20 protein-coding genes and 2 pseudogenes are annotated in these 22,616 nt (G+C 58.5%); 15 read left to right on the top strand and 7 right to left on the bottom strand.

Annotated features, from left to right (window positions below; genetic code table 11):
- Positions 1-99: succinate dehydrogenase (locus CVU69_07255; GenBank protein PKN12565.1), on the bottom strand; the 99-nt coding region annotated here is incomplete at its 3' end.
- A 185-nt stretch (positions 100-284) separates the two neighbouring features.
- Between CVU69_07255 and malQ the strand changes: the two genes are divergently transcribed.
- The 5 genes and pseudogenes from malQ to CVU69_07230 all read left to right on the top strand — a co-directional run bounded on the left by malQ (position 285) and on the right by CVU69_07230 (position 5,402).
- Positions 285-1,775, top strand: a complete 1,491-nt coding sequence (malQ, locus tag CVU69_07250; protein ID PKN12564.1) for a 4-alpha-glucanotransferase — start codon at positions 285-287, stop codon at positions 1,773-1,775.
- Between the two features lie 99 nt (positions 1,776-1,874).
- Positions 1,875-2,222, top strand: a pseudogene (locus CVU69_07245) (hypothetical protein).
- 474 nt (positions 2,223-2,696) lie between these two features.
- A complete protein-coding gene (locus tag CVU69_07240) occupies positions 2,697-3,821 on the top strand; it encodes a metallophosphoesterase (GenBank protein PKN12563.1) in 1,125 nt (374 codons plus the stop codon).
- A gap of 100 nt (positions 3,822-3,921) precedes the next feature.
- Positions 3,922-4,485: an elongation factor P gene (gene efp / locus CVU69_07235; protein ID PKN12562.1), complete on the top strand. Its 564-nt coding sequence runs from the start codon at positions 3,922-3,924 to the stop codon at positions 4,483-4,485.
- A 5-nt stretch (positions 4,486-4,490) separates the two neighbouring features.
- A complete protein-coding gene (locus CVU69_07230; protein PKN12561.1) occupies positions 4,491-5,402 on the top strand; it encodes an EF-P lysine aminoacylase GenX in 912 nt (303 codons plus the stop codon).
- Positions 5,403-5,463: 61 nt separating this feature from the next.
- Here CVU69_07230 and CVU69_07225 read toward each other — a convergent pair.
- A pseudogene (locus CVU69_07225) lies at positions 5,464-5,660 on the bottom strand (hypothetical protein).
- A 263-nt stretch (positions 5,661-5,923) separates the two neighbouring features.
- On the opposite strand from CVU69_07225, the gene CVU69_07220 reads away from it, so the two are divergent.
- The 4 genes from CVU69_07220 to CVU69_07205 all read left to right on the top strand — a co-directional run bounded on the left by CVU69_07220 (position 5,924) and on the right by CVU69_07205 (position 10,967).
- Positions 5,924-6,844 (top strand): mechanosensitive ion channel protein MscS, encoded by a 921-nt coding sequence (locus tag CVU69_07220; GenBank protein ID PKN12560.1) that lies wholly within the window; start codon positions 5,924-5,926, stop codon positions 6,842-6,844.
- A gap of 99 nt (positions 6,845-6,943) precedes the next feature.
- Positions 6,944-7,525 carry a hypothetical protein gene (locus CVU69_07215; GenBank protein PKN12559.1) on the top strand — a complete coding sequence of 194 codons (582 nt, stop codon included), beginning with the start codon at positions 6,944-6,946 and terminating at the stop codon, positions 7,523-7,525.
- Between the two features lie 281 nt (positions 7,526-7,806).
- Positions 7,807-9,564 carry a histidine kinase gene (locus CVU69_07210; GenBank protein ID PKN12573.1) on the top strand — a complete coding sequence of 586 codons (1,758 nt, stop codon included), beginning with the start codon at positions 7,807-7,809 and terminating at the stop codon, positions 9,562-9,564.
- Positions 9,561-10,967 carry a two-component system response regulator gene (locus tag CVU69_07205; protein PKN12558.1) on the top strand — a complete coding sequence of 469 codons (1,407 nt, stop codon included), beginning with the start codon at positions 9,561-9,563 and terminating at the stop codon, positions 10,965-10,967. The genes CVU69_07210 and CVU69_07205 overlap by 4 nt, the downstream gene beginning before the upstream one ends.
- A 70-nt stretch (positions 10,968-11,037) precedes the next feature.
- Here CVU69_07205 and def read toward each other — a convergent pair whose 3' ends face one another.
- From def to CVU69_07185, 4 genes are all read right to left on the bottom strand, one after another.
- Positions 11,038-11,538, bottom strand: coding sequence for a peptide deformylase (gene def / locus CVU69_07200; GenBank protein PKN12557.1), 501 nt, complete (start codon positions 11,536-11,538; stop codon positions 11,038-11,040).
- A gap of 2 nt (positions 11,539-11,540) precedes the next feature.
- Complete coding sequence (locus tag CVU69_07195) at positions 11,541-12,080, bottom strand: amino acid-binding protein (protein ID PKN12556.1); 540 nt, start codon at positions 12,078-12,080, stop codon at positions 11,541-11,543.
- Between the two features lie 74 nt (positions 12,081-12,154).
- Positions 12,155-14,113: a histidine kinase gene (locus tag CVU69_07190; GenBank protein ID PKN12555.1), complete on the bottom strand. Its 1,959-nt coding sequence runs from the start codon at positions 14,111-14,113 to the stop codon at positions 12,155-12,157.
- Positions 14,110-15,477, bottom strand: a complete 1,368-nt coding sequence (locus CVU69_07185; protein PKN12554.1) for a sigma-54-dependent Fis family transcriptional regulator — start codon at positions 15,475-15,477, stop codon at positions 14,110-14,112. Before CVU69_07185 ends, CVU69_07190 begins: the two co-directional genes overlap by 4 nt.
- Positions 15,478-15,794: 317 nt before the next feature.
- Between CVU69_07185 and CVU69_07180 the strand changes: the two genes are divergently transcribed.
- The 5 genes from CVU69_07180 (at position 15,795) to CVU69_07160 (ending at position 21,528) form a co-directional block, all read left to right on the top strand.
- Positions 15,795-16,907, top strand: a complete 1,113-nt coding sequence (locus tag CVU69_07180; protein ID PKN12553.1) for a Ni/Fe hydrogenase — start codon at positions 15,795-15,797, stop codon at positions 16,905-16,907.
- Positions 16,891-17,823, top strand: a complete 933-nt coding sequence (locus CVU69_07175) for a hydrogenase (protein ID PKN12552.1) — start codon at positions 16,891-16,893, stop codon at positions 17,821-17,823. The genes CVU69_07180 and CVU69_07175 overlap by 17 nt, the downstream gene beginning before the upstream one ends.
- Entirely contained in the window at positions 17,820-19,127 is a 1,308-nt protein-coding gene (locus CVU69_07170; protein PKN12551.1) for a Ni/Fe-hydrogenase cytochrome b subunit, read from the top strand. Before CVU69_07175 ends, CVU69_07170 begins: the two co-directional genes overlap by 4 nt.
- A gap of 98 nt (positions 19,128-19,225) precedes the next feature.
- Complete coding sequence (locus tag CVU69_07165; GenBank protein ID PKN12550.1) at positions 19,226-20,905, top strand: hydrogenase 2 large subunit; 1,680 nt, start codon at positions 19,226-19,228, stop codon at positions 20,903-20,905.
- Positions 20,906-21,018: 113 nt separating this feature from the next.
- Positions 21,019-21,528 (top strand): hypothetical protein, encoded by a 510-nt coding sequence (locus CVU69_07160; GenBank protein ID PKN12549.1) that lies wholly within the window; start codon positions 21,019-21,021, stop codon positions 21,526-21,528.
- 106 nt (positions 21,529-21,634) lie between these two features.
- On the opposite strand, the gene CVU69_07155 is transcribed toward CVU69_07160, so the two are convergent.
- Positions 21,635-22,243: a hypothetical protein gene (locus CVU69_07155; GenBank protein PKN12548.1), complete on the bottom strand. Its 609-nt coding sequence runs from the start codon at positions 22,241-22,243 to the stop codon at positions 21,635-21,637.
- On the opposite strand from CVU69_07155, the gene CVU69_07150 reads away from it, so the two are divergent.
- Positions 22,242-22,613 (top strand): twin-arginine translocase subunit TatB, encoded by a 372-nt coding sequence (locus tag CVU69_07150; protein PKN12547.1) that lies wholly within the window; start codon positions 22,242-22,244, stop codon positions 22,611-22,613. The two genes, CVU69_07155 and CVU69_07150, sit on opposite strands and share 2 nt — an antisense overlap.
- The last annotated feature ends 3 nt before the right edge of the window (positions 22,614-22,616 follow it).

Below are 22,616 nucleotides of genomic sequence, written 5' to 3'. Positions count from 1 at the left end.
CAGGTTCCCCAGCATGTGCGCCAGCGCAAAGAAGACCAGAAAAAATCCGGTCAAAGCCATCACATACTTCTTGCCCAATGAACTACTTAACCACCGCATAGGATACTCCTTAAAAAGGGTTATTTTGCGGCGAAAAGGTAGCAGAAAAGAAGATATGCAGGCAAGTTTTTTATGGATGAAACCTGGCAAATCTTCACTCTCCGGATAGATAGTCCTTTTTCTTTGTAATTCTCCAGAAACATGGCATCCTTACAAAGTGAAAAAATCCCCAAAAGGAGGTAACTTTGTTAATCGAACGCGCCAGCGGCGTCCTCCTCCATCCGACGGCCCTGCCGGGGCCGCACGGCATCGGTGATCTCGGTGTTGCCGCCAGGGAATTCATTGATCTTCTGCAGGAATGCGGGCAGAAGGTCTGGCAGATCCTCCCCCTCGGTCCGACCGGTTACGGCGATTCCCCTTACAGTTCCTTCTCGGCCTTTGCCGGCAATCCTCTGCTGATCAGCCTGGAATCTCTGGTCGCCAGCGGAGATTTGAGCGCAGAAGAGATCCCTTCCCACTCCTTCCCGGCTGCTGTTATCGACTTTGGGGCGGTCCGTACCTTTAAATTTAACCTGATCCAACAGGCCAGCACCGGCTTTTCATTGCGCGCTACGCAGGAGCGCCGTAAGCGCTTTGCCGATTTTTGTGCACAGGAAGCTTACTGGCTTGACGACTATGTCCTTTATAGTGCGATTCGCAGCCATATGGGGAACCATCCCTGGGTGGAGTGGCCAGCGGGGTTACGGGATCGTGAGCCCGAGACGCTCCTCGCCATCCGCACCGAGCTGTCAGGAGCGGTTGCCGTTGAAACCTATAGTCAATTCGTCTTTGCTGAGCAGTGGCAGACCCTCAAGGCTTATGCCGCCGACCGAGGTGTGCGTCTCTTTGGCGATCTGCCGATCTTTGTCGCCGAAGATTCTGCCGATGTCTGGGCGCATCGGCACTACTTTCAACTCGATAAAGAGGGGCGCGCCACTCAGGTCGCCGGTGTTCCCCCCGACTACTTCTCCGTCACCGGGCAACGCTGGGGAAACCCTCTCTACAACTGGGAGAAGCTCAGGACCGACGGCTTCAGCTGGTGGATCGATCGCTTGCGCCGCAACCTGGTTCTCTATGACCTCATCCGCATCGATCACTTTCGCGGCTTTGCCGCGTGCTGGTCGATCCCGGCGGCGGAACCGACGGCGGTTCACGGCATTTGGGCCCACGTCCCCGGTCAGGAGTTTTTTACTGCGGCGACGGCCTGTCTGGGGCCGCTGCCGGTAATTGCCGAAGATCTTGGCTACATCACTCCCGATGTCGAGGCGCTCCGCGATCACTTCGGCTATCCAGGGATGAAGATCCTCCACTTCGCCTTTGGCAGTGGTGCCGAAAATCCTTACCTCCCGCATAATTACCAGCGTAATTCTGTCGTTTACAGCGGTACTCACGACAATGACACCACTGTCGGCTGGTGGCAACAGCTCAGTGAGGAAGAGCGCAGCGCTGTTTCCCGTTATCTGGGCCGAGCGGTAGTTGACCCCGCCGCCGAACTGTTGCGTCTGGCGGCCGCAAGTGTCAGCCGTCTCTGCATCTTCCCTCTGCAGGATTTGTTGCGGCTCGATAGCACCGCCCGTTTTAATCGTCCGGGCGCCGCGGAGGGTAACTGGCAATGGCGCTGGCAAGGGCAAGGGGATTCCCTGTTGCCGTCCTGGCAGGATTTTCTTAGAGATTTAACGACCCTTTACGGGCGTTGAGAAATCGACCGAGCCCCTCTTGCCCTCCGCCGTAAAGGTATGTTAAATTTTCAACTTAATGACACACCACAAACCACATTCAGATGGAGGAACACCCCAGTGAAAAGATCCATAACGTTAATGCTCGTTTCGGTCGCGGCTCTCAGTCTCACCGTCGGATGCAGCAAAAAAGAAGCAACTGCACCTGTTCCTGAAGCCAAAGTGGTTGCTCCGGCTGCTTCGGCCGCTCCTGGCGCGGTTCAAGGGATAACCGGAACAGTCGTTGAGACGATGAACACCGGCGGTTACACTTACGTATTGGTCGAAAACGGCGGGACAAAGTCGTGGGCTGCAGCCCCCGAGTTCAAGGTGGCGGTTGGTGACAACGTCACACTCCCTGCCAACGCCATGGCCATGCAAAATTACGAAAGCAAATCGCTGAAGCGTACCTTTGATGTTGTCTACTTCGTTGACAGTGTCATGGTCAACGGCGGCAGCAGTGCAATGGCGACCGCGAAGGTTGCTCCGGTTGAAGGGCATCCGCAGGTGGCTGTCCAGCCGGCGCAAAAGATCAGCGGGATAGCGAAGGCCGACAAGACCGTAGCGGAAGTCTTCGCCGAAAAAGGGAGCCTCGCCGGCAAGTCGATCAAGGTTCGCGGCAAGGTCGTCAAATTCAGCCCGGAGATCATGGGGAAAAACTGGATTCATGTGCAGGATGGTTCCGGTTCGGAGGGGAGCAACGATCTGACCATCACCACCAGTGGCGTCGCCAAACAGGGGGATACGGTCCTCGTCTCCGGCGTCGTCGTTGCAGATAAGGATTTTGGCTACGGATACAAATATTCAGTCATGATCGAAGATGCTGCAGTCAAAGTTGAATAGCCCAACCTGTCCAGCATGCAAGGCCCCCGGAGTTTTTTTCGGGGGCTTTTTTCTTAGCTGATGACTTTTTTTCTTCTTTCGTTCGTCGGTATTTACGGAGTGATGCACTACGTGGTCTGGCGGGGTGTGCGTCCCCTCCTGCCGCACCACCCTTGCGTCGTCCCTCTGGCTCTGAGCTGGACGCTCCTAATGATTGTCGCGCCGATTCTCAGTCGCCTTTTGGAGCGCAGCGGTGCCGATCTGCCGGCACGCATCGCTGCCTGGGGTGGCTATCTCTGGCTCGGTTTCCTCTTTATCGCCTTTGCCCTCTTTGCCCTGCGCGCCCTTGTTTCCGCTCTCATCCTTCTGTTTAACCGTAGCATCCCGACCCTTGCCCTTGTTCCAATGGACGCATCGGCAAGCGCTATCGCCGTGCTGGGGTTGACCCTGCTCCTCGGCACTTATGCCCTTTACGAAGCGAGTACAATCCACATTGAAACGGTGACGATCCGCTCCGCGGCTTTACCGCCGGAGTTGAACTCCATACGCATCGTTCAACTCTCTGATCTCCATCTCGGCCTGATTCATCGCGCAGGGACGCTGCGCACGGTTGTCGAGAAGATCCGCAACCTTCAACCCGATCTCCTCGTTGCCACCGGCGATATGGTCGATGCCCGCCTTGACCATCTCGAAGAACTTGTGCCGTTGACCGCATCATTGATCCCTCCTCTCGGTAAATACGCGGTGACCGGTAATCATGAAGTCTATGCCGGGATAAATGATGCTCTCTACTTTCTCCGGCAGGGGGGATTCACGGTCCTGCGCAATCAGCGGATAATCATTCAACCAGGATTGAGTATCGTTGGTGTCGATGATCCGGCAACCGGCAAGGCGCAGACGGAAGAGGTACTTCTTCCTGTCGAAAAGGTGGGTTTCACCCTGCTGCTCAAACATCGCCCTCTGGTCAATGCCAGCACTTTGGGACGTTTCGATCTGCAACTCTCGGGGCACGCCCATCGCGGCCAGATTTTCCCCTTCAATCTTGTCACCCGACTGCATTATCCGCAGCAGGACGGCCTTTATCATCTGGCGTCCGGCGCCTGGCTTTACGCCAGTCGCGGCACCGGCACCTGGGGACCGCCGATGCGCCTCTTCTCGCCGCCGGAAATTACCCTCTTTATTGTCGAACGCCCTTTATCCCCTTGATGGAAGGCAGTATTCTCTGTTTTTGCGTGACAACCAGTGTTGCTTGTGTTTAAATCCAGCCCCGAAAATTTAAAAAGAAGTTGAAGGAGAACGTATCTCTATGTACTCATGTTCCGATCTGAAAAAAGGCCTTAAGCTCCTCATCGACGGTGAACCCCACATCATCGCCGGTTTCGACTTTGCCAAACCGGGGAAGGGCCAGGCGATCTACAAGTGCAAGCTGCGCAATATGATCACCGGCTCGCTTTTCGACCGCTCCTACCGTTCGGGAGACTCCTTCGAGCCGGCCCAACTCGAAGACGTCCGCATGCAATATCTTTATCAGGACGAAGCCGGCTACGTTTTCATGGACAACAAAACTTTCGAGCAGATATATCTCTCGGAAGCGACGCTCGGCGATGACAAGCTCTTTTTGCGCGATAACATGGAGGTTGAAATCCTCATGTTCAACGGCCGAGCTATCGGCATCACCCTGCCGAACTTCGTCAATCTCCGCGTCGAGCGTTCCGACCCCTGGGTCAAGGGCGACACCGCCGCCGGCAACAGCAAGCCGGCCACCGTCGAAGGGGGTTACACTCTGAGTGTGCCGCCCTTTGTCGAAGAAGGCGATGTCATTCAGATTGACACCCGCAGCGGCGAATACGTCACCCGGGTGAAAGAATAATCACAATGGCAGGGAATTGGCAGCTGGCCAAGCGCCGTCCCGCCCTGGAAGCAAGAGCCCGGATCGTGCAAACGATCCGGGCCTTCTTTATTGATCAGGATTTTCTTGAAGTCGAGACACCGCAGCGCATTCCGGTCAATGCTCCCGAGCTCCATATCGATGCCGTGCGCAGCGGTAGCTGGTTTCTGCACACCTCCCCCGAACTCTGCATGAAGCGCCTCCTTGCCGCCGGTTATCCGCGTCTTTTCCAGATTTGCCGGGTCTGGCGCGAAGGGGAGCGAGGCGGGCGGCATCTGCCGGAATTCACCATGCTTGAATGGTACCGCAGCGATGCCGATTACCTCGATTTGATGGACGACTGCGAAGCCCTGCTGCGGGCGCTGGTGCCGTCGAGAGTTCTCAAGGTCCGAGGCACCGCGATCGACCTGTCCCCCGCGTGGGAGCGGCTCACGGTCGCCGACGCCTTTGCCGCTTATGCTCCGTTGTCATTGGCCCAAGCCCTTGCCGCCGATCGGTTTGATGAAATTCTGACCAGTGCGGTCGAACCGCGGCTCGGGCAAGGGCGACCGACCTTTCTTTATGATTACCCTGCCCAACTTGCCGCTCTCGCCCGCCGTAAGGCGAATCAACTCGACCTTGCCGAACGTTTCGAGCTCTATATTGCCGGGATCGAGATCGCCAATGCCTTCTCCGAACTGACCGACCCGGACGAGCAGCGCCAGCGCCTCGCTAGTGATGAGTCCGCCCGCCGCGCACTGGGGAAGACTCCGCTCCCTCTCCCGGAGCCATTCCTTGCCGAGCTCACCCATCTCCCCCCCTCCGCCGGCATCGCCCTCGGCGTCGACCGCCTGGTCATGCTTCTGATCGGTGCCGCTTCGCTCGATGCGGTTGTCGCCTTCCCCCCGGAAGAACTCTGAACCGTCCCCTGTAAATCTTGCCATCTTCCCCTCACTACCGGTCATCATCAGGTCTCAACGATCAAGATGAGAGAGCCCTTCCAGGGGGATTATTGCTGACAACGTGCGTATCGATCATGGTCGTGTGTAGGTCGGTATGACCGAGATAATCCTGGACGGTACGAATATCGGTCCCCCTTCCAGCAGGTGGGTGGTAAAAGAGTGACGCAAGGCGTGGCCGGTGACTTGTTTAGCCACCCCGGGCCCGTTGTGTCGCATCTTGAGAGGCGCGTTGAAAGAGGCTCGAATGCTGATGGAGGCGCCAGATAATCGTGCCGCTTCAATCGTTGGGGGTAATACGAAAAATGCATAGCATTCTTTAATCTGATGAATATAATAAGGCACGTACTTGGAGTTAACCGGCCGGAAAATACAGTCTGTGCAACATTGAAGAGCAAAATCTTAATGGCTGTGGCGGCTGAATCTTCGCGTCGCCGCCGGTTATCATGAACCGTTCGGGAGGGTGTAAAAAGGGATCGCATATGTCATTTTTGAATACCGTTATTGAATTCATTAATCCGTTTTTTCCTCTCTTGGGAACATCCGTTATTATTGGGGTATTGCTTTGGGGCGCACATCGAATACTCATCGCCCGACACCCGGACCTCGGAAACGAGCGACTGCTTCCCCGGCAGCTTGTCATGCTAGGGTTAACTCTTGTCGGTGTGATTGCAATTGCTCTTGCACTTCCTGTCAGTGTGAGTTCCCGCAATCAGATTATCGCGCTTATCGGCTTGGTAATTTCGGGTACCTTCGCCTTTTCATCAGGCACAATCTTCGCGAACCTTATGGCCGGACTAATGCTTCGGGTAACAAAACCATTCCGTACCGGTGATTTCATCAAAGTTGGAGAATACTTCGGTCGCGTAGTCGAACGTGGATTATTGGATACAGAGATACAAACCGAGAACCGGGAATTGGTCGCCCTCCCAAACACATACATGATTACAACCCCCATTTCCGTGACCCGCAGTTCGGGCACCATTGTCTCAACAACCCTATCTTTAGGCTACGATATTCATCACTCAAAGGTCGAATCTCTGTTGCTGGATGCCGCTAAAGAATGCGGTCTTGAGGAACCGTTCATTCAAATTCTGGAACTTGGGAATTATTCAATCACCTATAAAGTAAGCGGAATGTTGAGGGAGATTAAAAGCCTTCTAACCGCTCGTTCTAATCTTTGTCGATGTGTTTTAGACACCTTGCATGGAAACAGAGTTGAAATTATGTCACCGGCATTTATGAATCAGCGGCGATTGCCAGACGATTTGAAAGTCATTCCCGCCGCGACAAAACCGGTACCCATAGAGAGCGTTTCCGTTGCTGAGGAAGTTGTGTTCGATAAGGCCGAAAAAGCAGAACAGCTTGAAAAAGAGAAACAGCAATTGCTGGATAAGATCTAGGAATGAAAAAAAGAGGTATGCTCTCAGCGCTGGAGTTCAAAGCTCTTAACCGTCCACCTAAGTGGGACAACCCCACCTACAACTGAAGGAGGCACAGCAATGAAGAGTAAGGTTCTATCCTATGTCTTGGTTGCGTTAGTCTGCATTGCAGCAGGAGCTGCGGCTGGGTGGTATTTTGAGCATGGACGGAGCGTCAAGGAAGCGACGGCGGCAGCCGAGCTTCATCGCGCACAACTCACGACCCTGCGGGGTGAAGCTACGCAATGGGCGGAAACGCTCGCAGGCCGCCAGGCGGAGGCTGTTCTTTGGTCCTTTGTCTCCGGAATCACGCCCTCGATCCTGACTGGACGGCGTGAGAGTATCGAGATATCCGCCGTCAGTCTCTTGAGGATACCTGGCGTCGAAGGAATCCACGTTCTGCGGCCCGATGCTGCGGTAGACTACTCAAGCGATGCCAAGTTGGCCACGACCGGCGAGGGTGGAGAGAAGGCCGCCTGGGCAACAGCGGCGACGGAGTTGATATCCAGACCAAGCCCTCAACCTGGATCGCTTGATTTGGCCGCCCCGGTTATCGATGCCGGGAAGATCCTCGCCATCGTCTGGCTGGAATTCGGGCTGGAGAGTGTGCGTGACTTTGGAATGCCGGCGGGTTTGGCTGCCATTGAGCCTCAAAGGAATTAATGCTCTTGCAGCGCGGCGCCGCCAGATCCAGAGAAAAGCAGGAGGTTTATTCCCACTCACAACGAAAACCGCCCGGACCGCTTGCTGTCCGGGCGGTTCATAATTTTATCCTTCTTAATTGTCGCATCGTAGCCCAGAGGACAAATAGAAAAAGCAGTTTCACGCAACGGCGCGAGGCGCCTTTCTTGCTTTACTGCTGGAATTCCCCTCCTCCCGTAAATCTCTCTGCCGTCAGTAAAAAGCCCTTGTGCAAAACAGCTGCGGCACACCATAATTGCCGCATGAATTATCGACTTCCTTTCGATCATGAGCAAATCGTGACGGGCTTCTTTTTCGCCATCCTCTTCCTCTTTCTGCCGTCCATCGCTCTCTCTGAGCCGCCGGGGCACGTTGAACGGGTGATTGTCGTCGGCGCTAACCGTGCCTATCCGCCCTATGAATTTCTTGACAAAAACGGCACACCTGCCGGCTACAATGTCGATCTGACCCGGGCGATCGCCAAAGTTATGGGGATGGAGGTGGAGTTCCGCTTTGGCAACTGGTCCGATATCCGGGCCGGTCTTGTCAGTGGCGAGATCGATATCCTCCAGGGCCTTTCCTACTCTGATCTCCGCGCCCAGGAGCACGATTTTTCGCCGCCGACGGCGATTATTCAGCACGCCATCTTTGCCCGCAGCGATTCGCCGCCGGTGAGTAGTCTCGACGAGTTGCACGGGAAGAAGATCATCCTCTTTAAAGAAGGGATCATGTACGACACTCTCATGGCCGCCGGCTACGGTCCGGATCTCGTCCTTACCGGCACCCCGGCGGATGCTCTGCGTTTACTCTCTTCCGGGCAGCACGATTATTCGATCATCGCCATCCTGCCGGGGATGTCGCTGGTGCGTGAGCTCAATCTTTCCAACCTGACCCCGGTGGCCCGCAATATCGCTGTACAGAAGTACGGCTATGCGGTGAAGAAGGGGGATGCCGAACTCCTGGCGCGTTTCTCCGAAGGCCTGGCGATTGTCCAGAAGACCGGGCAGTATCAGGAGATCTATGACCAATGGCTCGGCGTGCAGGAGAGCCGCCGGATCTCTTGGGAAAAGGCGGTGCGCTATGGCGCTTTCATTGTCGGACCCCTCCTGCTGATCCTCATGGCGACAGTAGTCTGGTCGCGCACTCTGCAGCGCCGGGTGGCGATGCGGACCGCCGAACTCGCCAGTGAAGTCACAGAACGCAAGCGTGCCCTCGAAGAGTTGCAACGCCATCAGGACAAGTTGATTCAGGCCGACAAGATGGCCTCCCTCGGTATCCTCGTCTCCGGTGTTGCCCACGAAATCAACAATCCCAATGCGTTGATCCTGCTCAACACCCCCATCCTCAAAGAAGCCTATGCTGATGCGGTCGAGATTCTTGAAGAGCATTTCCGGCAGCACGGCGATTTCTCTCTCGGCGGCCTCCCCTATTCGCGGATGCGTCAAGAGGTCCCGCGCCTGACCGACGAAGTGCAGGAGAGCGCCCGCCGCATCCGCCGCATCGTCGATGACCTCAAAGACTTTTCGCGCCGTGACGATGCGGCGATTTCGACCTTCTTTGCACTGAATCCGGTGGTCGAGGCGGCGCTGCGCCTGGTCGATCCGACCCTGCGCAAGGCGACTGCCCACTTTCACCTCGAACTAGCGAATAACCTCCCCGAGATCTGCGGCAGCCCGCAGCGGATCGAACAGGTGGTGATCAATCTCGTCCTGAACGCTTGTCAGGCTCTGCCCGACCGCAGCGCCGCCATTACTGTCCGCACCCGCTTCGACCGCAGCGCTGCAGTGGTGATTCTCGAGGTGCACGACAGCGGCAGCGGGATCCTCCCCGAGCATCTGCCCCACCTCACCGACCCCTTCTTTACCACCAAGCGTGAGATCGGCGGCACCGGCCTCGGCCTGGCCATCAGCGCCGGAATCATTGAAAAACATGGCGGGACCCTGGAGTTTGCTTCGACTGCCAGTGTTGGCACGAACGTCACGGTCCATCTCCCCACCCCCCAACGCGAGTTTGCCCCATGAGCCCAACGCCTTACCCCTCCTTTACTGTCCTCTTGGTCGATGACGAACCGGCCTGGCTCCATTCCCTAGCCTTGGCTCTGGAGCGGTCTGCCGGAATAACCAATCTGCAGACCTGCGCCGACAGCCGCCAGGTCATGGCGTTACTCGATCGCTCCAGCGTCGGTCTGATTCTCCTCGATCTGACCATGCCCCACCTCTCCGGCGAACAGCTTTTGGCGCAGATTGCAGAACGCCACCCCGAGACAACGGTGATCGTCATCTCCGGCCTCAATCAGGTCGAGACCGCGGTACAGTGTATCAAACTCGGCGCCTTTGACTACTTTGTCAAGACTGTCGAGGAAGACCGACTGATCGGCGGGGTTCTCCGCGCTATCCGCATGCGCGAACTCGAACAGGATAATCGCGAGATTACCGATCGTTTTCTGTCCGGTACAGTCCAGCATCCAGATGCGTTCAGCCGTATTCTCACGACCGATCGCGGCATGCAGACGATCTTTGCTTATGTCGAAGCTGTCGCAAGGAGCCCACAGCCGCTGTTGATCACCGGTGAAAGCGGCGTCGGCAAAGAACTCCTTGCCCGTGCCGCCCACGCCCTGAGCGGCTGCAAAGGGCCGCTGGTCGCAGTGAATGTCGCCGGGCTTGATGACACGGTCTTTGCCGACACCCTCTTTGGCCATCTGCGCGGCGCCTTTACCGGAGCTGATCAGCCACGCAAGGGGATGATTGAGGAAGCGGCGGACGGAACCCTCTTTCTTGACGAGATCGGTGACCTCAGCATTGCTTCGCAGGTCAAGCTGCTTCGTTTGCTGCAGGAAGGGGAATATTTCCCCCTCGGCAGCGACCGCCCCAAGCGCCTCAAAGCCCGGATCATCGTCGCCACCCACTGTGATCTTGTTGAACGTGAAGCCCAAGGGCGCTTTCGCCGCGACCTTTACTACCGCCTGCGTACCCACCGCATTCATGTGCCGCCGCTGCGCGACCGCAAAGGGGATATCCCACTGCTTCTTGACTATTTTCTTGCGGCAGCGGCGGACGATCTCGACAAGAAGAAGCCGACGCCGCCACGTGAATTGGCGCAACTTCTCGCCACCTACCCTTTTCCCGGAAATGTCCGCGAACTGCGCTCCATGGTTTACGACGCGGTCAGTGTCCATCGCGACCGGGTACTGTCGATGGAGAGTTTTGTCCAGGCGATCGGTCCGGGCGGTGGGGCGGTGCTGCCGGCCGCGGGGGGGAATCCTTTTAGCGGGCTGGAACGGTTGCCGACCTTCGGCGATGCCGCCGAACTTTTGGTGGAAGAAGCGATGCGCCGCGCCGCCGGCAACCAGTCGCTGGCGGCGCGCCTCCTCGGAATTTCGCAGCCGGCCTTGAGTAAACGGCTGAAGCAGAGCCGGTTAAGTTGAAAAAGCAAAAAGGCGACCCTTCATCGGGGTCGCCTTTTTGCTGGAACCTGGGTCACCGGTTTTTTTATTCTTACCCCTTGCGTCGAAAGACATCGGTCTTGAGACTGGAGACGCGGTCGAGAAAGAGCAAACCGTCGAGGTGGTCGAGCTCGTGTTGAATCGCCACGGCTTCAAAGCCGGAAGCGCGGATGACGCGTTCACTGTTGTCGCGATCGAGGAATTCGACGACGATCTCTTCGGCGCGGGTGACATTGCCGGTGTAATCGGGGACACTCATGCACCCTTCGCGCATGACCTTCTGTCCGCTGTGTGAAATGATTTCGGGATTGACCATGGTCAGCAGACCGTGGTGGTTATCGCGGCCGAGTTTGCTGCGCGAGACATCGACCACCGCCACCCGGCGCAGATCGCCGATCTGCGGGGCGGCGACGCCGACCGAGTGGCCCGACGCGAGCATGGTGTCGACGAGGTTCTGGATGAGGGCATCGACTTCGGCGTCACCTGCAGCCACCGGGGCACAGCGGGTTTTGAGCCGTTCGTCGGGATAGATGAGGATTTCGCAGATCGCCATGATCAGAGCTCGACCGGCGTAATGGATCGGATGGTAATGTCGACCTTTAACTCCCCTTGCAGAGCCATTAGCACCCGGGTCAACTCGGCTTCATCGATGCTCTCTGGCAGAACCGCTTCGAGCATCATGACATAGACCGGCCGTTCTTCACTGCCGACCAGTTTGGTGTTGAGGTCGGTGATATTGACCTGGCGATCCGAGAGCTCTTTGGCGACACGATAAACGATCCCCGGTTTATCGGAACCATAGACCGAGATCATGTAGATTTCGCCGCCGATCTCGTGGCGTTGCCACTTTTTTGGTTCGATGCGGCGAACAAAAGCGGAGAGACCGGTGGCCTCCAGGGGGGCAAAAGCGGCGGCGAGCTGCTCTGTCGAATCGATCGCCGGGTGGGAGATGATCTGGATCATCGCGTATTGGCCACCGAGGAGCGTACTGCTCGAATCGGCGATATTGCAGCCGAGTTTAAAAAGAATTTCGGTAACTTCGGTGACGATACCGGGGCGATCGCGACCAATGATGGTCAGGGCATAATGGGGCATGGGCGGCTCCTTGGTTGAGGTTGAAAGTCAATGGCTGAAAGAATTAAATTGTAAGAGCGGACTGGAGACCGCTCTTACGGTAAAACTACCGAAAAAGCTGCCCCTCGTCCAGTGACATTCTCAACACTGATGCTGCCGCCGTGGTCGCGAACGATGGCGTAGGAGATAGCCAGGCCGAGACCGGTGCCGCCTCGGCGGGTGGTGAAGAAGGGGGTAAAGAGCTTTTCCATTGCCTCCGGGCTGATGCCGGGACCGCTGTCGCTGATCGTGATCCGGCAGGCGCCCTGGTCGGTGCTGGCGCTGACAATGCTGAGGTCGCCGCCCTCGGGCATGACCTGCAGGGCATTGAGAAGGAGATTGGTAAAGACCTGGCGGAGTTGGTCTTCATCGCCGATCACCATTGCATCAGGGGCCAGGTGTTGACAGGTGACAGTATAGCGGTCGAGGGGGATCTGATGCCTGATCCCGGCAAGGATATCATCGAGGAGCTGTGCCGGGCGGACGCTGCCGAGGTGGAGTTGGCCGCCGCGCGCAAAGGTAAGGAGATTAGCGACGATCCTTTCAATGCGCCCGCTCTGACGGAGGACGGTTTCGGCTTCTTCGCTCTTCTCTTCGTTCATCAGCATGAGTTCAGCGTTGCCGCGAATAATCGCCAGGGGGTTGTTGATTTCGTGCGCCACCCCGGAAGCGAGGAGGCCGATGGAGGCGAGGCGTTCGGCGCGGGAAAGCTCCCGCTGGGTATTGAGGAGTTCAGCGGTCTTCTCAGCCAACTCTGCGGTACGTGCTTCGACCTTCGCTTCCAGCGTCCGGTTGAGGCCGTGAATCTCCTCTTCACGGTTGACCAGACGCTGCTTCATCGTGTTGAATTCCTCCCCGAGCGCGGCAATTTCATCGTGCCCCTGCACAGTGATATCCGGCGCGGATTCGCCGTTGGCGACGCGGCGCACGCCTTCTTCCAACGCTTTGATCGGCCGGGCCAGCGAAGCGCCGAGCCAGGCTGCCACCAGGGCGCCGATCAGGGCAACGCCGGTGAGAATGGCGGCGAAGGTGAGGTTGATGCGGGTGCGCAGCAGCTCAAATGGCGCTTCGGGGATGCCGACATACAGGGCGCCGATCACCGCGCCGTTGTTGTTGCGCAGCGGTTCGTAAGCAGAGAGATGCCAGGCATTGACAACAAAAGCGCGGCCGAGCCAGCGTTCGCCGCGGCTGATCACCTGACGCACTTCGTCGGCCATCAAACTGCCGAGGGCGCGCTCTCCCCGTTCGTTCTGGACGGTTGTGCTGATGCGGACATCGTCAAGAAAGAGGGTGGCATTACCGCGCCGCAGTTGCCGCTCTTCACCGTCGCCAAAGAGGACCTGTACAATCTGTTCGACAATGCGCCCTTCCTGATTCAGCAGCTGTCCGCCCCAAAGGGCGCCGATGATCTCCCCCTGTTGATCCCGCAGCGGGACGGCCGCGATCAGAAACATCCCGCGGTTTTCATAAGCGACCGTATGCTGCTGCGCATGCGGCGTCGCCTGCACCGCGACCGTTAGTTGCGAACGCAATTGCGGGTTTTCCTGTAAGGCCGCGTTGGCGCTGAGGACTTCAATCCCGCTTACGGCTTCACCGGCCAGGGCGGCACTCACCAGGGTATTTTCAGCGCCAAGGCGGCCGGAGAGATCGGCACCACCGAGGCGGTAAAGGGGATTACCGTAACGATCGGTGACGGTCAAAAAACTCAGCCGGCCACTGCGGGCGCTGCTTTGCAGGGTTTCAAGGACGGCGGAATATAGACGCTCTGGCGGTCGGGCGATGAGGGCCGGGGCCTGGCTGGCGAGTTTGACGCTCTCGGCGACGTGGATGACTTCGGCACGGAGAATCCCCTGTGCGGCATTGAGGTCGGCCGCCACTGCCTGCTGGGCGATGTTGACCAGGCGATTGGTCATCAGCGACGCCCCGACTGCCCAGCACAGGGCGACCGTGGCGATGAGTGGCAGCAGGATGGTGGCGGTGAGCTTGACGCGGATGGAGGTGCGGAAGCGATTCATCCCCGCGACTCCTTGATGCCGTATTCGATAATCTTGCGGTCGAGAGTCTTGCGCGAGATGCCGAGAATCTCGGCACTGCGGCTTTTGTGAAAACCGGTCTCCTTGAGGACCACGCCAATATGACGGCGCTCGATCTCGTCGAGAGGGATGAGGGCGGCAGGTATATCCGGGGCGGTGCTGGTTGGGCGTTGCGGCCGCAGCGGCAGGAGGCTGGCGGTGATCTCTTCACCGCGACAAAGGATAACGGCGCGCTCGATGACGTTCGCAAGCTCGCGGACATTCCCGGGCCAGTCGTAGGCCAGCAGGAGGTCGAGAGCGGCCGCTGCAAAGCGGCGCACCGGTCGTTTCATCCGTTGCGTCTGTATCTCCAAAAAGTGCTTCGCGAGGGGTTCGATATCGTCTTTGCGCTCGCGCAGTGGCGGCAGGGTGAGATTGATGACGTTGAGGCGGTAGTAAAGATCCTCGCGAAAGCGCCCTTCCTTGACCTCCTGCAGCATCTCCTTGTTGGTGGCGGCGACAAAGCGCACCTCGACCTTGCGGGAGCGGGTGCTGCCGATCGGCATGAACTCCTTCTCCTGCGTCACCCGCAGCAGCTTCGCCTGTACGGCCGGGCTGACATCGCCAATTTCGTCAAGGAAGAGGGTGCCGCCATCAGCTTCTTCGAGGAGCCCCTTCTGGTTGACGATGGCGCCGGTAAAGGCGCCGCGGATATGGCCGAAGAGCTGGCTCTCCAGGAGATGGTCGGTGAGGGTGGCGCAGTTGAGGGTGACAAAGGGGGCATTCCGGCGCGGGCTGTTGTAGTGCAGGGCCGCGGCGATGAGCTCCTTGCCGGTCCCGGATTCACCGGTGATGAGGATGTTGGCGTCACTCTCGGCGACCTGCAGGGTGAGGTCGTAGACGCTGCGGAAGGCGGCACTGCGAAAGACGATCTCGTTGCGCCCGACCTGTGAGCGGTGCAGTTCCTGACGGAGCTGCCGGTTCTCCTCTTCGAGGCGGGAGTGATCGAGGAGGTGGCCGAGGAGACCGAGGATCTTCTCCTTGGGGAAGGGTTTGGTCAGGTAGTCGTAAGCCCCCTGCTTCATCGCCTGGACCGCGTCATCGATGGCGGCGTGGGCGGTCATCACCACCACCGGCACCTGCGGCCAGCGGGTGCGGGCGAGCGCCAGGGTCTGCAGCCCGTCCATGTCCGGCATGCGCACATCCTGCAGGATGGCGTCGCAGGGGGGGAGATCGCCCGCATTGAGGCGTTCGAGGAGATCGATGCCGCGGGAAAAGGTCTCAACCTGATAGCCGCTGGCAACGAGGAGTTTGCCGAGATAACGCAGAAGATCTTCTTCGTCGTCACAGATAAAGACGGTTGACATTCATTGTGTCCAGTCATTGATTGCGTAGGGGCGGTTCACGAACCGCCCGATTTTGATCGGTTAGACAAGGGCGGTTCACGAACCGCCCGATTTTGATCGGTTAGACAAGGGCGGTTCACGAACCGCCCCTACAGCAGGTCGGACAAAAGGATACAGGCGCGGACAAAAAGAATCAAGCCGGTTGCGGACAAAATACCTCGCTAACCACAAAAATTAGCAATTTCAGTTGGATAACGGCATCTCTCCTCTTGGCACACGGCTTGCCATGGCAACAGCTTTAGTGTGCATTGCTATTTTCTGCGAAGAGAGAGGTTTTCATGGGCTTTCACGACTTTTTACCTGAAATCAACCGCCGTGATTTTATCAAGACAGTCGTCACCGTCTCGGCGATGCTTGGCCTGCCTTATGGCATGTCCGAGGCGTTGGCGGCAACGGCGGAGAACCCGGATAAGCGGCCGCCGGTGATCTGGCTCCATTTTCAGGAGTGTACCGGCTGCTCGGAATCGCTGCTGCGCTCCTCGCATCCCGAGCTGGCGACGCTGATCCTTGACATGATCTCCCTCGACTACCACGAAACCCTCATGGCCGGAGCCGGACACCAGGCCGAAGCAGCGCTGCACGACTCGATGCAGACCAACTACGGTAAGTATATCCTCGTTGTCGAAGGCGCCATCCCCACCCGCCATGACGGCATCTACTGCAAGGTGGCGGGAAAGACCGCCCTCGATTCCCTCAAGGAGATCGCGGCCGGCGCGGCGGCGATTATCGCCATCGGGACCTGTGCCAGCTACGGCGGCATCCAGTCGGTCGGCCCGAATCCGACCGGCGCGGTCGGCGTCGGTGAGCTGGTCAAGGACAAGGCGATCATCAATATCCCCGGCTGTCCCCCCAACCCCTACAACTTCCTTTCCACCGTCCTGTACTACGCCACCTTCGACAAACTCCCCGAACTCGACGCCATGGGCCGCCCCAAATTCGCTTATGGCCGCCTCATTCATCAGCACTGCGAGCGGCGGCCCCATTTCGATGCCGGCCGCTTTGCCTCGGCCTACGGTGATGCCGATCACAGTCAGGGGCATTGCCTCTACAAGCTCGGCTGCAAGGGGCCGGTGACGCACGCCAACTGTTCGGTCGTCCGTTTCAACGATGTCGGCGCCTGGCCGGTCTCGATCGGCCATCCTTGCATCGGCTGCACCGAGCCGGATATCCTCTTCAAGTCGGCGATCAGTGACAAAGTCCAGATTCATGAGCCGACCCCTTTCAACAGCTATGCCCCGGTCGAATCGGCCAACCGCAGCAAGGGGATCGATCCCCTGACCACCGGCATTGTCGGCCTCGCGGCCGGTGCGGTGGTCGGCGCTGGTGCCATGCTCGGCAAGAAGCTCCCCGATGTCGCGCAGAAGGAGGAGGGGCATGAAAAGTCCGAGTAGGCGGAACTTCCTCAAGATGGTCGGCGTCGGCGGCGCGGCCCTGGCAACGGGCGTGGTGGGCGGCAGCGCCGAGGCGTCGGACGGTCTGAAGATCGATAACGACAATGTGGCGATGCTTTATGACGCCACCCGTTGTGTCGGCTGCAAGGCGTGCATGACCACCTGCAAACGGGTCAATCTCGACAGTGGCAGCCTTGCTTATGAACAGGCGGAGTTCGATCCGGATGGCCTCTGGGACGCGCCGGCCGATCTTTCCGGCGATACCCGCACCCTGATCAAGCTGCATAAAGAGTCGCCAACCCGGTGGTCCTACGTCAAGCACTCCTGCATGCACTGTCAAAAGCCCTCCTGCGTCTCGGTCTGTCCGGTCAGCGCCATGACCCGCGACCCGGAGAGCGGCATCGTCACCTACGACAAGGGGATCTGTATCGGCTGTCGCTACTGCCAGATCGCCTGTGCTTTCAATATCCCCCGTTTTCAGTGGGATAAGGCCCTGCCGCAGATCGTCAAGTGCGATATGTGTAAAAGCACCGAACTGCCGCGCACCGGCACCACCGGCTGTGCCAGCGTCTGCCCGGTCGATGCCATCCATTTCGGCAAGCGCGGGGATCTACTGATCGAAGCGCAGCGTCGCCTTGATGCCCAGCCGGAGAAATATATTCAGTACATCTATGGCGCGCAGGAACTCGGCGGCCTCAATCATCTTTGCGTCGCCGGTCTCCCCTTTGAAAAGCTCGGCCTGCCGATTGTCGGCAATCAGCCGCCGGCGGAGTTTTCCGAGAAGATCCAGCACACCATCTATAAAGGCTTTATCGCTCCGGTCGCCCTTTATGGCAGTCTTTGCTATGTCGCCATCCGGAATATGAAAAAGGCGGAGCAGCAAAACAGCGCGACAAAGAAAGGGGGGGACGCATGAGCCACCATGACGATTACCAGACGCATCAGGCGAAGATCCTTACTCCGTCCTTCTACGTCCTCCTTACCCTGACCCTGATCGGCTTCGCCCTGATCGCCCTGCGTTTTATCAAGGGGATCGGCGCCGTTTCGAACATGAACGACGGCTACCCCTGGGGGATCTGGATCACCTACGATGTCGCCACCGGCACCGCCATCGCCTGCGGCGGTTACGCGATGGCAATCCTCATCTACATCCGCAACCACATGCAGTACCATCCGATGATCCGTTCGGCGGTCCTCACCAGCCTCTTCGGTTACGGGCTCGCCGGCTTCTCGGTTATGGTCGATGTCGGTCGCCCCTGGAATTCCTATAACTTCTTCATTCCGTCGCGCTGGCAGGTGAATTCGGCGATGTTCGAAGTCGCCCTCTGCGTCATGGCCTACACGACCGTCCTCCTCATCGAGTTCCTGCCGGCAATTTTGACGACGATTGAAGAAGGGAAATGGCGGCGCCTCAACGCCCTCCTCGACTGGCTGGAGCCGCACATCAAGCCGAACCGCGCCGCCGTCAGTTCCAAACTCGAAGTCGTCCGTCTCGGCGCCGCCTGGCTGCGGCCGAAGCTCAACAAGGTCCTGATCTTCGTTATCGTCCTCGGCATTACCCTGCCGACCATGCACCAGTCATCCCTCGGCTCGCTGGTCCTGATTGCCTCGACCAAGGTCCATCCGCTGTGGCATACCGGTTTTCTCCCTCTTCTCTTTTTGATCAACTGCGTCTATATCGGCTACTCTATCGCCATCATCGAATCGGTGATCTCCTCCTACGCCTTCAAGCGCCCCTTTGAAATTAAGGAACTCGCCGGTTTGGCGAAGATCATCCCCTTTCTCACCCTGATCTGGCTGACCGTCGTCATCGGCGATCTTGCCTGGCGCGGCCAGATCGGCACCGCCCTGGCCCTCGACTTCTATTCCGGCTTCTTCCTCCTCGAATTCGCTCTCATCGCCGGCGGCTCGCTGATCCTCTTCAACAGCCGCAAACGGGAGTCGGTGCGATGGCTCTTCCTCTCGGCGGCATTGATCACCATCGGCGGCGCCCTTTACCGCTTTAACGTTTATCTGATCGGCTTCCAGCCGGGGAAGGGCTGGCACTACTTCCCCTCACTGGCAGAGCTGATGATCACCGTCGGCATCATCGCCTTTGAGATCCTCGGCTATCAGGTGCTGGTCAAGGTCTTCCCGGTTCTGCCTAAACTTCACCTCGATCTCCACCTTCCTTACGGGCAGGGACGGCATCTGCCGGTGGGCAAGGGTGCGAAGGCGTGATCCTGTAAATGTAGGGGCGAGGCGGTGCCTCGCCCAGGGCGACCCGCCGGGTCGCCCCTACAATAAATCAATAACAATCCATTCGGAGGAACCGATAAATGGCTCGCATCACTCTTGACCCGATTACCCGTATTGAAGGGCACCTGCGTATCGATGTTGAAGTCAACAACGGCCGGGTGACTGATGCCTGGTCCTCTGCCCAGATGTGGCGGGGGATCGAAACGATCCTTAAGGGGCGTCCTCCTGAGGATGCCTGGTCGTATGTGCAGCGTTTCTGCGGTGTCTGCACCACCGTCCACGCCATCTCCTCGATCCGTTCGGTCGAGCATGCCCTGAACGTCGAAGTGCCGCTTAACGCCCAGCTCATCCGCAATTTGATGATCGCCCAGCATTCGGTGCAGGACCACATCGTCCACTTCTATCACCTCTCTGCCCTCGACTGGGTCGATGTCGTCTCCGCCCTTCAGGCCGATCCGAAGAAGACTGCCCAGCTCGCCCAGTCGATCTCCGAGTGGCCGGGGAACAGCGAGACCGAATTCAAGGCGGTGCAGGACAAGCTCAAGGCGCTGGTCAGCACCGGCCGTCTCGGCATCTTCTCCTCCGGCTACTGGGGACATCCGGCGATGCAGTTGCCGCCGGAAGCGAACCTGATGGCGGTGGCCCACTACCTCAAGGCTCTCGACTATCAGCGCAAGGCCGCCCAGGCCGTCGCGATCATCGGCGGCAAGAATCCGCATGTGCAGAACCTCTGCGTCGGCGGCGTTGCCACCGCCATTAACATGGAGAATCTCGCCACCTTCAACATGGAACGGGTCGCGGCGATGCGCGCCCTGATGGAAGAGACCCGTGCCTTTGTTCAGCAGGTCTACTATCCGGACATGATCGCCATCGCCACCATCTACAAGGACTGGTTCAACTACGGCCGCGGCGTCGACAACTATCTGGCGGTGCCGGAGTTCCCCCTCGACACGAAAAACACCGAGTTTCTCCTTCCTGGCGGCATCATCGAGGACGGGAACATCCTCAATGCCCGCCTGATCAAGACCCACCAGGATAAGGAGTTGATCGGCAGTATCACTGAAAACGTCGCAAGAGCCTGGTATCAGGGGAAGGGGACCCTCCATCCCTGGGAAGGGGAGACCGAGCCCGAGTACAGCGACTTCGCCCCGGAAGGGAAGTACAGCTGGTGCAAGGCCCCGCGTTTCGCCGACAAGGCGATGCAGGTCGGCCCCCTCGGCCAGCTCTTCTCCGCCTACGCCGCCGGCGACGTCAAGGTGCGCCAGCTCGTCGATTCCTCCTGCCAGCAGATCGGCATAAGCGTCCACGATCTCCACTCGACTATGGGCCGCCTCGGCGCCCGGGCGATTCGCGCCCACCTCTTTGCCGACTACTCCCTCGATTTCCTCGACCGGCTCGTCGATAACATCGGCAAAGGGGATTCAACCTACGCCAACCATACCGAGATCCCCGACGGGGAATACCGCGGCGTCGGCTTCCACGAAGCGCCGCGCGGCGCCCTGTCGCACTGGGTGGTGATCAAGGACAAGAAGATCAAGAACTACCAGGCGGTCGTCCCTTCGACCTGGAACGCCTCCCCCCGTGACGAAAAGGGGCGGATGGGCGCCTATGAAGCCTCCCTTATCGGCAATCCGGTGGCCCAGGCCGACAAGCCCCTGGAGGTGCTACGCACCATCCACTCTTTCGATCCCTGTATCGCCTGCGCGGTGCACACCATCGACCCCGAAGGGAACGAAATTACCAACGTTAAGGTGATGTAAAAATCCCACCACCCCCAGCCCCTCCTTATCAAGGAGGGGAGCTTATGACCTTCTCCCCCTCCTGATTCAGGAGGGGGTCGGGGGGTGGTAAGACTTCAAGAAAGACTCCCGACATGCGCATCCTGATTTTCGGCGCCGGTAACCTGATCTTCTCCGATGAAGGCTTCGGCGTCCATCTCATCCGCTATCTGCAGACACACTACACCTTTCCTGCCAATGTCGAGCTTTACGACGGCGGCACCCTCGGGATCATGGCCGCTCACAAGTTCGACGATGCCGACTGCGTCCTCATGGTCGATGTCGTCGCTGTCGCCGGGGAGCCGGGGACGATCCTCCGCTACGACAAGGAGGATATCCTCCTCAAGCGTCTGCCGACCAAACTCTCGCCGCACCAGATCGGCGTGCAGGAGATGCTCACCCTCGCCGAGCTGCGCGACTGCTGCCCGGCGCGTGTCACCCTGCTCGGCATCATCCCCGAATGCTACGATACCAGCACCGAACTTTCGGCCACGCTGCGCGCCAAGCTGCCGGTGATGGCGGAGTTGATTGTAGAGGAGTTGCAGGAGATAGGAGAGTCCGTCGGCGTGCAAGGGGCGCAATTTAGCGCGCCCGTCCAGGCTTGACATCTGTAAATCATCACATAAAGAAAAGCCCGACGCGGTTGTAAACACCGCGTCGGGCTTTTCTTGTGTTAAATCATGCTATCTTGACTCCTTCGCCAGTTCATCTTCAAAACTGCAACTCAATCCGCGGGAACTCCCCACAATCCTCGCGCAGACACCGCTCCACTTCCGCCGTCAATGCCACCACCTCAATGCCGAGATAAATCCCCTCGACCTCCGCGATCTTTTTAATCCCGGCCACCGTCAGCGACTCCGCCCCGCGCGGCTCGGCCATGAAGCGCTTGAGCTGTGCCCCGGCCAGCTGGATCAACCCCTGCACGAAGAAGCCGCAGACCGTCTCGCGCTGCCCGGCCGCCAGCCAGACCGCTTCCAGGGCTTCATGCGCCTCCCACCAGTAACCGCGATTGAAGAGATCGATGCCGTAGAGATATAGCTCGCAGCTGCGCCAGTCGTCAGGAGTGAAAGAGGGGAGATAGTCTTCCTCCGCATGGTAGGAATGTCCGGCCGGATCGTTGCGGGGGTGGGGGAGGGTGGCGCCGCTGCGATAGGGGAGGTAGCGGTAGGCCGGAAAGGGGCGCCCGGTATAACGCGGCAGATCGGGCTTGGTGAAGATCGGCTCCATACTGATTCTCCGTTCCTGGTCTTGACAGTTACGGGGCTTTACGACTATTCTTTCGCCGCACTCTCTCCCGTCAACAAAGGACTTTTTAAGCATGTTCGGTCTCGGTGTTGGAGAAATTCTACTAATCCTCGCGCTGGCGTTGATCTTTATCGGTCCCGAGAAACTACCGGATTTGGCCCGCTCCCTGGCCAAGGGCTATGCCGAGTTTCGCCGGTCCTATGACGAAGTGAAGAATAGCATCGAAAAAGATATGCGCTCTCTCAATGTGGAAGAGCATTTACGGCAGGGAAAGCGCAATCTTGAAGACATCTACAAAACCCCATGGGAGCAGGAACCGGGAAAACTCACCCCGCCTAATGCCGTCAAGGTCGAGGAGGCCGAAGTCACGACAGCTCCGCCCGAGCCGGTGCCCGAGAATAGTGTCGCAGAGAAGAAAACGGATGCGACGGAGCAGCAAAAATGAGCG

The organism is Deltaproteobacteria bacterium HGW-Deltaproteobacteria-4, from assembly GCA_002841765.1.
In the GTDB taxonomy this organism is placed as follows: domain Bacteria; phylum Desulfobacterota; class Desulfuromonadia; order Desulfuromonadales; family UBA2197; genus UBA2197.
Note: the sequence above shows the minus strand (reverse complement) of the source record. Positions and strands in the feature narration are given on the sequence as shown.

What these genes read in the sequence shown, in the direction of transcription:
- CVU69_07240 (PKN12563.1), top strand. Translation starts at nt 2,697, where the DNA reads ATGACTTTTTTTCTTCTTTCGTTCGTCGGTATTTACGGAGTGATGCAC.
- efp (PKN12562.1), top strand. Translation starts at nt 3,922, where the DNA reads ATGTACTCATGTTCCGATCTGAAAAAAGGCCTTAAGCTCCTCATCGAC.
- CVU69_07230 (PKN12561.1), top strand. Translation starts at nt 4,491, where the DNA reads ATGGCAGGGAATTGGCAGCTGGCCAAGCGCCGTCCCGCCCTGGAAGCA.
- CVU69_07220 (PKN12560.1), top strand. Translation starts at nt 5,924, where the DNA reads ATGTCATTTTTGAATACCGTTATTGAATTCATTAATCCGTTTTTTCCT.
- CVU69_07215 (PKN12559.1), top strand. Translation starts at nt 6,944, where the DNA reads ATGAAGAGTAAGGTTCTATCCTATGTCTTGGTTGCGTTAGTCTGCATT.
- CVU69_07210 (PKN12573.1), top strand. Translation starts at nt 7,807, where the DNA reads ATGAATTATCGACTTCCTTTCGATCATGAGCAAATCGTGACGGGCTTC.
- CVU69_07205 (PKN12558.1), top strand. Translation starts at nt 9,561, where the DNA reads ATGAGCCCAACGCCTTACCCCTCCTTTACTGTCCTCTTGGTCGATGAC.
- def (PKN12557.1), bottom strand. Translation starts at nt 11,538, where the DNA reads ATGGCGATCTGCGAAATCCTCATCTATCCCGACGAACGGCTCAAAACC.
- CVU69_07195 (PKN12556.1), bottom strand. Translation starts at nt 12,080, where the DNA reads ATGCCCCATTATGCCCTGACCATCATTGGTCGCGATCGCCCCGGTATC.
- CVU69_07190 (PKN12555.1), bottom strand. Translation starts at nt 14,113, where the DNA reads ATGAATCGCTTCCGCACCTCCATCCGCGTCAAGCTCACCGCCACCATC.
- CVU69_07185 (PKN12554.1), bottom strand. Translation starts at nt 15,477, where the DNA reads ATGTCAACCGTCTTTATCTGTGACGACGAAGAAGATCTTCTGCGTTAT.
- CVU69_07180 (PKN12553.1), top strand. Translation starts at nt 15,795, where the DNA reads ATGGGCTTTCACGACTTTTTACCTGAAATCAACCGCCGTGATTTTATC.
- CVU69_07175 (PKN12552.1), top strand. Translation starts at nt 16,891, where the DNA reads ATGAAAAGTCCGAGTAGGCGGAACTTCCTCAAGATGGTCGGCGTCGGC.
- CVU69_07170 (PKN12551.1), top strand. Translation starts at nt 17,820, where the DNA reads ATGAGCCACCATGACGATTACCAGACGCATCAGGCGAAGATCCTTACT.
- CVU69_07165 (PKN12550.1), top strand. Translation starts at nt 19,226, where the DNA reads ATGGCTCGCATCACTCTTGACCCGATTACCCGTATTGAAGGGCACCTG.
- CVU69_07160 (PKN12549.1), top strand. Translation starts at nt 21,019, where the DNA reads ATGCGCATCCTGATTTTCGGCGCCGGTAACCTGATCTTCTCCGATGAA.
- CVU69_07150 (PKN12547.1), top strand. Translation starts at nt 22,242, where the DNA reads ATGTTCGGTCTCGGTGTTGGAGAAATTCTACTAATCCTCGCGCTGGCG.
- CVU69_07155 (PKN12548.1), bottom strand. Translation starts at nt 22,243, where the DNA reads ATGCTTAAAAAGTCCTTTGTTGACGGGAGAGAGTGCGGCGAAAGAATA.